Origin of the sequence: Arthrobacter sp. ISL-95, assembly GCF_018613695.1 — a bacterium.
Classification (GTDB): Bacteria; Actinomycetota; Actinomycetes; order Actinomycetales; family Micrococcaceae; genus Arthrobacter.
On record NZ_JAGGPR010000005.1, the window covers coordinates 944,412 to 956,417 of the forward strand.

Genomic DNA, 12,006 nt, shown 5'->3' on the forward strand with positions numbered 1-12,006 from the left:
GGCTCCTTTGAAGGAATCGGCCAAGAGCCGTGCAACGTTCATGCTGCTGGCCGGTCTCGCGCGTCCGCTGATGAACCTCCTGATGTCCAAGAAGTGGGAAGGCGTGGAGAACCTTCCACCCGGCGGCTTCATTGCCGCACCTAATCACTGCACAGAGATCGATCCCATCGTGATCGGACACATGGTGTACAACCAGAAGCGTCCCCCGCACTTCCTCGCGAAGACGGGCCTCTTCAAAGTCCCCGTGCTGGGACCCCTGCTGCACGCAACGCGGCAGATACCGGTAGAACGCTCGACGGCGGGAGCCAACCGCTCGCTTCAAGTCGCCAGAGAGGTGGTGGATGCCGGAGGTGCCATCATCATTTATCCCGAGGGCACCCTCACCCGCGACCCCGATCTGTGGCCGATGAAGGGCCACACCGGGGCGGCCAGGCTTGCCTTGCAGACCGGTGCACCCGTGGTTCCCATGGCGCATTGGGGTGCGCAGGAGGTTTTTCCGCGATATGCAAAGCGGTTCCATATCTTCCCGCGCAAAACTGTCCGCGTGCTTGTTGGTAAGCCCGTTGATCTCAGTGCCTTCAGTGACCGGCCGTTGGACCGTGCAACACTGACCGCGGCCACTGACGTCATCATGGACGCCATCACGGAGCTCCTTGAATCCCTTCGAGGCGAAGATGCCCCCGCCGAGCGGTGGGATCCGGCTGTCCACAAGCAGTCCAGGCACGGCCGCTTCACCCAAGGTGGCTCCCCTGATACACAAGAAGGGGATGACGGCCAGTGACCACAGTTGACGGCACTGTCAACACACCGGACGTCGTGGCTGTTTTGGGTGCGGGATCTTGGGGAACCACGTTCGCCAAGGTCTTGGCCGACGCCGCTGCGGCTACCGGCTCTGAGCGCAGCATCCGGATCTGGGGTCGCCGTTCCGAGGTAGTGGAGCAGATCAACGCTTCGCACCGCAACGAGCAATATCTCAAAGACATCGAGCTCCCGCCTTCCATCACAGCCTCAACGGACGTGGAGGAAGTGCTCAAGGACGCCACGCTGGTGGTCCTCGCCGTGCCGGCTCAATCACTGCGGCCGCAACTCGGGGAATGGAAGCCGTTCCTCGCCCCCGAGGCCGTGGTTGTCTCCTTGATGAAGGGACTGGAACTGGGCACGGACGCCCGGATGAGCGAAGTGATCGCCCAGGAGCTGGGACTTCCCGCATCCCGGGTTGCAGTGGTCTCGGGCCCCAATCTGGCGATGGAGATTGCCAGGGAGCAACCAACTGCGTCGGTTGTGGCTTGCAGCGATGCAGACACTGCTGCTGCCATAGCACTGTGCTGTACGGCACCGTACTTCAGGCCCTACACCAGCACCGATGTTGTAGGCGTGGAAATCGGCGGAATTGTCAAGAACGTGATCGCTCTTGCCGTGGGCATTTGCGAAGGCCGGCAGATGGGCGATAACACCAAGGCTTCGGTGATCACCCGCGGACTTGCGGAGACATCCCGGCTTGCGCTGGCCCTTGGCGGAGAAGCCCACACCATGGCCGGTTTGGCCGGGCTAGGGGATCTTGTTGCCACATGCTCTTCAGCCCTCTCACGCAATCACACCGCGGGCAGGTTGCTTGGCGAAGGTCTCAGTCTTGAGCAAGTTGCTGACCACATGACACAGACAGCGGAGGGCATTAAGTCCGGCCCTGCTGTGCATGAGCTCGCCGGCAAGTTGAATGTTGAAATGCCTATTACGGCTGCCGTCGTGGCGGTGCTTGAAGGCAGAATGTCCGTTGATGACCTGGGGCCGCGACTACTGGCCCGGGCACTGAAGTCCGAAGGCGACTACTGATGGTGACTGACCAATCCACCCCCGTGACGGGCCGACCCCGTGTAGCGATTCTTTTTGGGGGGCGTTCCAGCGAACACGCCGTCAGCTGCGTCACCGCAGCTGGTGTCATGGGAGCGATCGACAAGAACAAGTACGAGGTCATACCGATCGGCATCGCCAAGTCGGGCCAGTGGGTTCTTGCTTCCGGCGACACCAGCCAATGGTCCTTGAGCTCGGCAGCGCTTCCCGAGGTGGCGCCGTCGGGCAAGACCGTTACCTTGGCGGAGGTGGGGGGCGAGCATCAGCTGATCGTGACCGAGCCCAATGCCGTACCCCTGGAACTGGGTGCTGTGGATGTTGTCTTTCCGCTGCTGCATGGGCCGTGGGGAGAAGATGGAACCATCCAAGGCCTCCTGGAGCTCTCGGACACCCGCTATGTCGGAGCCGGCGTGCTGGCCTCCGCAGTGGGAATGGACAAGCACTTCATGAAAGTGGTGTTCGAATCCGCCGGACTGAGTGTGGGCCCCTACATAGCTGTTACGGACCGCGAATGGACCACTGACGCCGAGGCTGTTCGTAAGCGGGTGGACAAGCTTGGGTTCCCCGTCTTCGTCAAGCCTGCCCGTGCAGGCTCGTCCATGGGTATCTCCAAGGTGGACTCGATCGAAGGGCTGGATGCAGCGATCGAGGAAGCTCGCCGCCACGACTTGAAGTTGGTTATTGAAGCCGGCATCGTGGGCCGCGAGATTGAGTGTGCGGTCCTTCAGGGCCGTGGCACCGATGTTCCCCGTACGTCCATGCCGGGTGAGATTGCCGTGGCTGCGGGAGAGCACCAGTTCTACGACTTTGCCGCCAAGTATGTTGACGACGGCGCTGCAGCCCTGAGCTGCCCGGCCGATATGCCTGATGAAGCAATCGCGCGGGTGCGTGAACTCGCTGCCGTCGCTTTTGACGCCGTCGGGGCTGAAGGCCTTAGCCGTGTGGACTTCTTCTACACCCCGGCCGGCGAACTGATCATCAACGAGATCAATACGATGCCTGGCTTCACACCTAAGAGCATGTACCCGCAGATGTGGGCGGCGTCCGGCCTGGCTTATGGGGACCTGATTGATGAATTGATCCATCTGGCCCTGACCCGCAAGACGGGGCTGCGCTAACCTCGCTGGAGTCCTTATTGCGCGGAGGGCAGGTTCTGAAGGTCTTCCTGGCCCACACACTTTCCGGTTGCCTTGATCTTGCTAACAGCTGCTGCAAGTTCGGTCAGCACGGTGGCTGAACTGATGTTGGCTGCCTCAAGCTTGACCGGATCAATCAGGATCTCCGTGGCTGGTTCGCGGCCGAACGTGGTCAGGGTATAGACGGGATCGCCTTCCTTGATGACCCAGTCGATGTCGTTGACGCTCACGCAACGGTCCGTGGTGGGGCCGGGAACGTTCACTCCACAGCGGAGAATGACCTGGGAAGGATCGCCCCAGGCTGCAGTTGCCTGGCTGTTGGTTTTACGAAGCGCGGCATCACCGATTTGATCGGGCAGGGCCACCATCATTGGTGCGCAGGCAGGGTTGGCGGCATCTGCGGCGGCCGTGACGTCCACGGCTGGGGCGCAGGCTGACAAAGCGGTGACGGATGCGGAAGCCAGGGCGATGGCCAGAGCAGTCCGGCGCAGGGTCTTTCGGTGCATCCATCCAGCCTATCCCGCACGCGCCGGCTGGAAGATTCACGTTGTACGGGTCACATTCCCCGTAGAACACCCAGGGGGAGTGCCGCATTATTTTGTCGGTGGATCGCGGTAGCGTAAGGCAGTGGCCGGAGAAGAGTCGGATGCCGGAGACGAGTCGGCTGCAGTGTAGCGAGAAGAACCGAGAGTCGTGTCAAGAGAAGAATCGAGTGCAGTGCCAGTAGAACAGTTGACCGTCCAGGACCTTTCGGAGTCCGCGCTCCTTGCCCGGATCTTCCCGCGACTGCACCATAGCCCTGGCGTTCTGCTGGGCCCCGGCGACGACGCTGCCCTGATCGCAGCACCGGACGGCCGGACCCTCATCTCCATCGATACCCAGACGCAGGACCAGGACTTCAGGCTTGAGTGGCCCAACGGTTACCGGACCACGGGATACGACGTCGGCTGGAAGGCCGCGGCGCAAAACCTCAGTGACATCAACGCCATGGGCGGCAGCGCCACGAGTCTCGTGGTGAGCCTCACCATGCCACCGGATACGCCGGTCGAATGGGTTGAAGCGTTTGCCGATGGCCTCACGGCGGCGATTGTTGGCCTGGGCGCCCCGGACTGCTCGGTGGCCGGCGGAGACCTGGGCCGGGGCCGCGAGCTCGCGGTGACTGTCGCCGTCGTCGGTACGCTTGCCGGTGTGGCGCCGGTGTTGAGGTCCGGCGCCAGACCCGGGGACGTTGTGGCGGTTTCCGGGACGTTGGGGAGGGGAGCCGCCGGTTGGGCGTTGCTGGAAAGCGGAATTCCCATGGACAGCCTGTCAACTGAGTTGCGGAGCTTGGTGGGGGACCAATGCAGGCCGCTGCCTCCATTGGCCGCAGGACCTTTGGCTGCGCGTGCCGGTGCCACGGCCATGTTGGACATTTCTGATGGCCTGATGCGCGATGGAAGCCGTCTGGCCGAAGCCAGCAGTGTGGTCCTGGATTTTGATCCCGCGGCCTTGGCAAATTATGCAGTCCCCTTGGAACCTGCAGCCAAGGTCCTCGACGCAGATGCCATGCGATGGGTGTTGGGTGGAGGAGAAGACCATGGTTTGCTGGCCACGTTCCCGGCAGCTGTTCAGCTACCGCAGGGCTTCACTGCGATAGGCTCGGTTCAAGCCGTTGTCGAGCCGCCAGGCACTGGCGTCCGGATTTCCGGGCAAACTGCTGACACCGTTGGATGGGATCACTTTGCAGACTAAGATCGCCGCGAATGCGCACGCCATGAAACGTTGGCTCGGCAAGGCGGAGGTGGTCCTGGGCAACCATAGCGACCGTCTGAACGCGATTAACATTTTTCCTGTCGCCGACGGCGATACCGGAACCAACCTCTATCTCACCGTGCGGGCAGCAGTAGCTGCCGTGGGTGGAACTGCGACGGACGCTACTGAAACCGGCAACGACGTCGGGGCCTTGCTGTCCCGCGCCGGGCAAGCAGCCATGGAACAAGCGCGGGGCAACTCAGGCACACTTTTTGCCGTGTTCCTGTGCGCCGCTGCGGAGCCCCTGGTAGGCAAATCCCGCCTTAGCGCGCCGCTGCTTGCCACCGCGTTGAACAGGGCACAGATCCGGGCCTGGTCTGCCTTGAGCGAACCAGTTGCCGGCACCATGCTCTCGGTCCTGGAGGCCGCCGCTCACGCTGCCCAGGCTGTGGACGCGTCCCAGAGTGGCGACGACAGCAACCATGCCTTGGGGCTTTCGCTCGACGCCGTGGTCGATGCCGCCTACCAGGCTGTTGTCCGGACCGAGGATGAGCTGGCTCAGTTGCATGAAGCACGTGTTGTGGATGCAGGGGGCGTGGGCATGCTGCTGGTACTTGATTGCCTCCGAGCTGCCGTCCTTGGTGAAGAACTTCAGGATGAACTGCTCGATGGCCTGCACGGTTACAAGCTGCAGGATCCCCACATCCACGAGCACATGCCCGCCGATGACGGCGTGGAAGTCATGTGCACCATCAACCTGTCGCCCTTGAATGCGGCCATTCTCCGGCAACGCCTGGACGAAATGGGAGAATCCGTGATCATGAGTCAGGTGGGCGGCGCCCAACGCAACGATGACGACGACGACGAATCCAGCGTCGAAGTCAGCTACAGATGGCGCGTTCACGTGCATGTTCCGGATCCGGAGCCTGCAGTCGCCCTTATCCGGTCTTTGGGAGAGCCCACTGATATCGCGGTCAGCCAATTGGCCATACCTCGTAACAGCGGCCCGGACCTGGCTGCTCAGGAAGCTTCCGGCAGCGAGACCGGCAGCACTAACGAATCCTTCAACGTCCCAGGCCAGTCACGGCATGAATTCTGAGCTGGAACTGCCCCTCGAACGCAGGATAGGCAAGCGCTCTGCGGCCGTCATCGATAAGCACTTGGGCCTTAAAACCGGCGGAGCCTTGCTGAACTACTTCCCTCGCAGGTACTTGAGCCGCGGTGAACTGACGCCCATCAGTAACCTTCCCCTGGATGAGGAAGTCACGCTGATCGCGCGGGTGCTTTCGAACAGCACGCGCCAAATGCGGGCACGGCGGGGCTCGATCACGGACGTGGTGGTCACTGACGAGGCCGGGGGTACCGGCGTTCCAGGTACGTTGAAGGTCAGCTTCTTCAACGGATTCCGGGCGAAGGCAGAACTTCTTCCGGGCCGGCGGGCGATGTTCTCGGGCAAGGTATCCCGATACGGCGGGGCCCTTGGGCTGACCAACCCTGACTTCCTTCTGCTGGACGAGGACCCTGAAGCTGAAGGCTCCGTGGATCCCGAGAAGCTCGCTGCCATGCCCATTCCCGTCTATCCTGCAACGGCTAAGCTGACCAGTTGGTCCATTCACAAAGTGATCACGGCTTTGCTGCAAACCATGGACCTTGATTCCCTGCAGGATCCGCTTCCGGCCAGCATCGTCCGAAGGGACGGGTTGCTCAGCGTGGCTGAGGCATACCGTTTGATTCATTCGCCGGAGGTCGCCAAGGATTGGCAACGCGCGCAGGAGCGCTTCCGATATCAGGAAGCCCTCGTGTTGCAAACGGCCTTGGCGCGGCGGCGCGCCCAGCTTGCAGCGGAAGAAGCCACTGCACGCCGCCCGCGCAAAGACGGTTTGGTCAGCAAATTTGATCAAAACCTGCCTTTCACACTGACAGCCGGCCAATCCGCCGTCGGAAAGACGCTGGCTGAAGAGCTCGGGCGCGACACTCCCATGAACAGGCTGCTCCAGGGAGAGGTGGGCTCGGGCAAGACGGTTGTGGCCCTGCGAGCCATGTTGCAGGTGGTGGACGCAGGCGGCCAAGCGGCACTCCTGGCGCCCACGGAGGTCTTGGCGGCCCAGCATTTCCACTCCATCCGAAAAACTCTGGGGGCGCTGGCGGGTGACCATATCTTTGGCGGCGCAGGCATGCTCGGCGGTGACTCCACCCAGGAAGCCGTACAGGTAACGCTCCTGACTGGTTCCATGCCCACGGCTGCGCGCAAGCAGGCAATGCTGGATGCTGCCTCCGGAAACGCCGGCATCATTATTGGCACTCACGCTCTGCTGAGCGACAAAACCAGCTTCCAGGACCTTGGGTTGATTGTGGTGGATGAGCAGCACCGCTTTGGCGTGGAGCAGCGCGATGCCCTCCGGGCCAAGGCACAGCGGCCTCCGCATTTGCTGGTCATGACGGCCACGCCAATTCCCCGCACTGTTGCCATGACGGTGTTCGGCGACCTTGAAACCTCCATCCTGGATGAGCTTCCGGCCGGGCGTGCGCCGATTTCCACACACGTGGTGGGGCTCGCGGAAAATCCCGGTTGGGTGGACCGCATCTGGAAGCGTTCACGCGAAGAAGTCGACTCCGGTCATCAGGTCTACGTAGTGTGCCCCAAGATCGGTTCGGACGACGACGGCGACTTCAGTCCGGGGGAAGCGGAACCCAGCGATGCGGACCTCGCGGACGAAGGCCCGGCGCGGGAACTGGCATCGGTAACCGCCGTCGTCGACGCCCTCCTGCAGGAACCGGCGCTTGCCGGCGTCCCGCTTGCCCCGCTTCACGGGCGGCAGGATCCGCAGGTGAAGTCCGAGACCATGGCCTCGTTCGCGTCCAACCACACCAAGATACTGGTGTCCACCACCGTCATTGAGGTTGGCGTGGACGTCCATAATGCCACGCTCATGGTGATTCTTGATGCCGACCGTTTTGGCATCTCGCAGCTTCACCAGTTGCGCGGCCGGGTGGGCCGTGGGGGTTTGCCCGGCACGTGCCTGCTGGTGACTACCTTGGAGGCCGGACATCCGAGTCGTCGGCGGCTTGATGCCGTTGCTTCAACGACGGACGGTTTTGAGCTGTCGCAGGAGGACTTGAAGCTCCGCAGGGAAGGAGACATCCTGGGTGCCTCGCAATCCGGCGGACGCTCCACGCTTAAGCTGCTCCGTGTACTTGAGCACGAAGACATCATTGCCCGTGCCCGTACCGATGCCCAAAACCTCGTGTCGGAAGACGTTGCCCTGAACCATCAGCCGGCTTTGGCCGCCGCGATCGACGAATACTTGAACCCTGAGAAGGAGGCGTTCCTTGAACGCGGTTAAAGAACCCCGCATGCGCGCGCGTGGAGAAGTCCTGTGAGCCGGATCATCGCCGGGGTTGGTGGTGGAAACCCGCTGACCAGTGTCCCCGGAACGGCAACACGTCCCACCACGGACAGGGTTAAGGAAGCGTTGTTCTCCCGTCTGGAATCCTTGGCGGTCATTGACGACGCCCGTGTCCTGGACCTCTTTGCAGGTTCTGGATCTTTGGGCGTTGAAAGTGCCAGCAGGGGAGCGCGGAGCGTGGATCTGGTGGAGTTCGATGCCAAGGCAAGTGATGTCTGTCAGCGCAATGCGGATATGGTGAACCAGCTGCTGGGTGGCAAGAGGGTCTCCGTGCATCGTTCCAAGGTGGAATCATTCCTGGAGCGTGCGGGCGCCGCAGACGTGTGGGATCTGATATTTCTTGATCCGCCGTACCCCTTGGACGAGCCGGCTCTGAGCGCTGTGCTGGCAAAGTTGGCGCCGCATGTGGACGCGGGGGCCGTGGTGGTGGTGGAACGGAGTTCGCGGAGCCCGGAACCGGCGTGGCCCGGGGCCTTGGAGTGTTTTGCCGACAAGAAGTACGGGGAGACCAAGCTGTGGTTCGCTGAGCCGGCGTAACACTGAGCCCTAACCCGAAATGTGGCGCTAGCCCGTAATAGTGTCCAGTTCGACGCCCGTGAGGACGGTGGCGGGGTGGGGGCCGCGGGAGACCAATTGCGCTGTCCATTCCGGAGACCACGGCTTGCGGGTGCCCACCAGGACGATGTTGCCCGGGTAGCGGCCGGCGAACATTCCTGTTTCGGCGAAGGCTGCGACGTCCGGCATGGCTTGCCTTAGGGCGGCCACTTGGCTGCGCACGAGAGTCAGCGCAGGTTCGTCGCCCACGTTGATGATTAGCACGCCATCGGGCTTCAGTCGCGCCGCTGCTTCTTCATAGAATTCACGGCAGGCGATGTGGGGAGGGGCATCCGGTCCGGAGAAGATGTCCAGAATCACGACGTCGAACATCACTTGGGCGGGGAGTTCAGCCATCGATTCACGGGCATCCCCGATATGCGTGGTCAGCGTGGTGCCCTCAGGCATGGGCAGCTGTTGAAGTACGAAGTCCAGGAGTTCGCGCTCAAGCTCAACGGCATATTGTTCCGAGCCTGGGCGGGTGGCTTGGATATAGCGAGCCAGAGTGAGGGCCCCGGCGCCCAGGTGGAGAGCGTTGATGGGCACCCCGGGCGTGGCTGCCAAATCCACCACATGCCCGATCCTGCGCAGGTACTCGTAGAAGATGTCGGAGGGATCGGCCAGGTTCACGTGTGATTGTTCGGCGCCGCCGATGCTGAGGATAAAGCTGCCCTCGATGAGTGTGTCGGCCTCGATTGTGGCGTGCTGTCCTGTGGTTCGGAGGAAGCGCGTTGCCTGGTGTTGGCCGGAGCCTGCGGCGTTCAGAGTCTGTCCTTCAGGGTGGCGAGGCGTTCCGCGGCATCTTCGAGGACCTCGGTCTTCTTGCAGAAGGCGAATCTCAACAGGCTGCGTGTGCGCTCAGCTCCTTCCGGATGGCAAAACACCGGGACCGGGATGGCTGCCACTCCAACGAGCCCCGGCAGGCGCCTGGCAAGGTCAACAGAGTCGAGGATGCCCAGGGGTGCTGTGTCCACGTTGATGAAGTAGGTGCCGCTGGGGTTGTACACGCCGAATCCGGCAGTGCGCAGGCCCTCGGAGAGGATGTCGCGTTTGTGTCGGAGGGTAGCTGCGATGCCGGTATAGAACTCGTCAGGAAGGCCCAGGCCTACGGCGATGGCGCTCTGGAAGGGTGTGCCCGAGCTATAGGTCAGGAACTGCTTCACGGTGCGGACGGCGGCCACCAGGTGTTCCGGTCCGGTGAGCCAGCCGATTTTCCAGCCGGTGAAGGAGAAGGTCTTACCTGCGGAGGAAATGGTGATGGTGCGTTCGCCGGCGCCGGGCAACGATGTGATGGGAAGGTGCGCTACACCGAAGGTGAGGTGCTCGTAAACTTCGTCGCTGACAATGAAGGCACCGTACTTTGCAGCCAGTTCCACAATCCTGGCCAGGACGGGTTCCGGGAAAACGGCGCCTGTGGGGTTGTGCGGATTGTTCAGAAGGACAATTTTAGTGCGGCTGCTGAAGGAGTTTTCCAAATTCGTGAGGTCGGGAAGGAATTCCGGGGCCAGCAGGGGAGCAGTGATGTGCTTGGCTCCGGCCATGCCGATGATGGCGCCGTAGGAATCGTAGAAGGGCTCGAAGGTCAGGACTTCGTCGCCGGGTTGGATGAAGGCTAGCAGCGTGGCTGCTATTGCCTCTGTGGCCCCCGTCGTGACAAGGACTTCAGTGTCCGGATCAGGATTCAGACCGTAGAAGCGTTGCTGGTGTGCGGCAATAGCCTCCCTGAGTGCGGGAACGCCTTTGCCGGGCGCATATTGGTTGGCGCCGGCTGCGATTGCAGACCGGGCCGCGGCCTTGATCTCTGCCGGGCCGTCTTCGTCGGGAAACCCCTGACCGAGGTTGATGGCACCGGTGGACAACGCCAAGGTAGTCATTTCCTCAAAGATTGTTACCCCCAGGCTTCCTTCGGGGGAGAGCAGATTGGCTCCTGTGGCGGCCCGCTGCCATGGTGCCGGCCCGGTGTCTCCGCGGGTGCCGGCGCTCATGTCGTCGGCGCTCATGTCAAAGGAGGGGCTGCTGCCTGCGGATGCCATGTGAGCCATGGTATCCCGGCAAAGTCATGGGGTAGGTTCGTCTCATGAGACGCGCGGTATGCCCTGGATCCTTTGACCCCATCCACAACGGACATCTCGAAGTCATCGCCCGGGCCGCCGGCCTGTTCGACGAAGTCATCGTGGCCGTGTCCACCAATTACGCCAAGAAGTACAGGTTCAGCCTTGAGGACCGCATGGAGATGGCCCGGGAGACGCTGGCCTCCTTACGCGGCATCATCGTCGAGCCCATGGGCGAGGGTCTGTTGGCTGAGTACTGCCGCCACCGGGGTGTTTCAGCCATAGTCAAAGGCCTGCGTTCATCATCAGATTTCGATTATGAGCTGCCCATGGCTACCATGAACCGCCAGTTGACCGGCGTCGAAACGGTCTTCCTGCCTGCGGAAGCACATTACCTGCACCTTTCCTCCACCTTGATCAAAGAAATCAACGTCCTCGGTGGGGACATCTCCGATTTCGTCCCCAAATCGGTGCTGAAAAGGCTTCTCGCTGGCGAGCCGCCAACGGAACAGCCTCGCAAGGGGTAGGCTTGACGGGTACCTTGCGCCCTAGCGCAGAGTTCCCCAAGCTGAAACCACTGCGCATTTACCTGTGCCCGGCGTCGGTTTGAGTCCTCAAGCGTGATCAGGCTAAGATGGTACGTCGGTCATATGTTCTACAGGAGTTCTCATTAAGCGAGATGCAAGTTCGCCCTTGGCGCTGGTAGTCAAGGACCTTGGACGTAGTCCAGGGACCATGCGGACACTCAACGAGCATGTACCTGCGCCAAGTGACCTTGGTGTGGCGCTCATTGGCGTAAAGGAAGGCTCGGATATCGAGCTGGATCTTCGTCTTGAGGCCGTACACGAAGGAATTCTGGTATCCGGAACCGTAGACGTCGAAGTAACCGGCGAATGCGGTCGATGCCTGGATCCCCTTGCGTATGACCTTGAGGTCAATGTGCAAGAACTTTTCTTCTATGAAGGTGTTGAGCTTTCAGGCGAAGAAGACGATGAAGAGCAACGTCGAGTCGAGTACGATCTGATCGATCTTGAGCCGGTGTTGCGGGACGCAGTTGTCACTATGCTGCCGTTCCAGCCGGTGTGCCGGGAAGACTGCCAGGGCCTGTGTTCCGAATGCGGAGCGCGCCTGGAAGACGAGCCGGGGCACCACCACGAGGTCATTGACCCTCGCTGGGCTGCCCTAGCTGATCTGGCTAAGACTGACCGGCAAACCGATTAGTAAGTGTTCGTCTAAGAG

At 61.7% G+C, this 12,006-nt stretch carries 12 protein-coding genes; 9 read left to right on the plus strand and 3 right to left on the minus strand.

From position 1 onward, the window contains the following. Positions 1-7 precede the first annotated feature (7 nt). The 3 genes from J7I86_RS10565 to J7I86_RS10575 are packed head-to-tail and all read left to right on the plus strand — an operon-like array spanning position 8 to position 2,966. Positions 8-781: a 1-acyl-sn-glycerol-3-phosphate acyltransferase gene (locus J7I86_RS10565; protein ID WP_214819492.1), complete on the plus strand. Its 774-nt coding sequence runs from the start codon at positions 8-10 to the stop codon at positions 779-781. Beyond that, the gene (locus J7I86_RS10570) at positions 778-1,830 is read left to right on the plus strand and encodes an NAD(P)H-dependent glycerol-3-phosphate dehydrogenase (protein ID WP_214819494.1); all 1,053 of its coding nucleotides are present in this window, start codon (positions 778-780) and stop codon (positions 1,828-1,830) included. Before J7I86_RS10565 ends, J7I86_RS10570 begins: the two co-directional genes overlap by 4 nt. Further along, positions 1,830-2,966, plus strand: a complete 1,137-nt coding sequence (locus J7I86_RS10575; RefSeq protein WP_214819496.1) for a D-alanine--D-alanine ligase family protein — start codon at positions 1,830-1,832, stop codon at positions 2,964-2,966. The genes J7I86_RS10570 and J7I86_RS10575 overlap by 1 nt, the downstream gene beginning before the upstream one ends. Before the next feature lie 14 nt (positions 2,967-2,980). Here the strand turns inward: J7I86_RS10575 and J7I86_RS10580 are convergent, their stop codons facing one another. Continuing rightward, a complete protein-coding gene (locus J7I86_RS10580; RefSeq protein ID WP_214819498.1) occupies positions 2,981-3,490 on the minus strand; it encodes a DUF3515 family protein in 510 nt (169 codons plus the stop codon). A 211-nt stretch (positions 3,491-3,701) separates the two neighbouring features. Between J7I86_RS10580 and J7I86_RS10585 the strand changes: the two genes are divergently transcribed. From J7I86_RS10585 to rsmD, 4 genes are read left to right on the plus strand one after another with little or no spacing between them, the layout of a single operon-like run. Continuing rightward, positions 3,702-4,715, plus strand: coding sequence for a thiamine-phosphate kinase (locus J7I86_RS10585; RefSeq protein WP_214819500.1), 1,014 nt, complete (start codon positions 3,702-3,704; stop codon positions 4,713-4,715). A gap of 22 nt (positions 4,716-4,737) precedes the next feature. Then, the gene (locus J7I86_RS10590; RefSeq protein WP_214819502.1) at positions 4,738-5,814 is read left to right on the plus strand and encodes a DAK2 domain-containing protein; all 1,077 of its coding nucleotides are present in this window, start codon (positions 4,738-4,740) and stop codon (positions 5,812-5,814) included. Then, positions 5,804-8,059: an ATP-dependent DNA helicase RecG gene (locus J7I86_RS10595; protein ID WP_214819504.1), complete on the plus strand. Its 2,256-nt coding sequence runs from the start codon at positions 5,804-5,806 to the stop codon at positions 8,057-8,059. The genes J7I86_RS10590 and J7I86_RS10595 overlap by 11 nt, the downstream gene beginning before the upstream one ends. Positions 8,060-8,092: 33 nt before the next feature. Further along, positions 8,093-8,659: a 16S rRNA (guanine(966)-N(2))-methyltransferase RsmD gene (rsmD, locus tag J7I86_RS10600; RefSeq protein ID WP_214819506.1), complete on the plus strand. Its 567-nt coding sequence runs from the start codon at positions 8,093-8,095 to the stop codon at positions 8,657-8,659. 27 nt (positions 8,660-8,686) lie between these two features. Here the strand turns inward: rsmD and J7I86_RS10605 are convergent, their stop codons facing one another. Together J7I86_RS10605 and J7I86_RS10610 are read right to left on the minus strand one after the other, a co-directional pair. Further along, positions 8,687-9,346 carry a fused MFS/spermidine synthase gene (locus tag J7I86_RS10605; protein ID WP_309476702.1) on the minus strand — a complete coding sequence of 220 codons (660 nt, stop codon included), beginning with the start codon at positions 9,344-9,346 and terminating at the stop codon, positions 8,687-8,689. A gap of 131 nt (positions 9,347-9,477) precedes the next feature. Continuing rightward, a complete protein-coding gene (locus tag J7I86_RS10610; RefSeq protein ID WP_396019863.1) occupies positions 9,478-10,758 on the minus strand; it encodes an aminotransferase class I/II-fold pyridoxal phosphate-dependent enzyme in 1,281 nt (426 codons plus the stop codon). Positions 10,759-10,793: 35 nt separating this feature from the next. Here J7I86_RS10610 and coaD point away from each other — a divergent pair, with 35 nt between their 5' ends. Both coaD and J7I86_RS10620 read left to right on the plus strand, forming a co-directional pair. Continuing rightward, positions 10,794-11,294, plus strand: a complete 501-nt coding sequence (coaD, locus tag J7I86_RS10615) for a pantetheine-phosphate adenylyltransferase (RefSeq protein WP_062068952.1) — start codon at positions 10,794-10,796, stop codon at positions 11,292-11,294. Between the two features lie 166 nt (positions 11,295-11,460). Then, on the plus strand, positions 11,461-11,988 hold the full coding sequence (locus J7I86_RS10620) for a DUF177 domain-containing protein (RefSeq protein ID WP_011775140.1): 528 nt from the start codon (positions 11,461-11,463) through the stop codon (positions 11,986-11,988). Positions 11,989-12,006 lie beyond the last annotated feature (18 nt).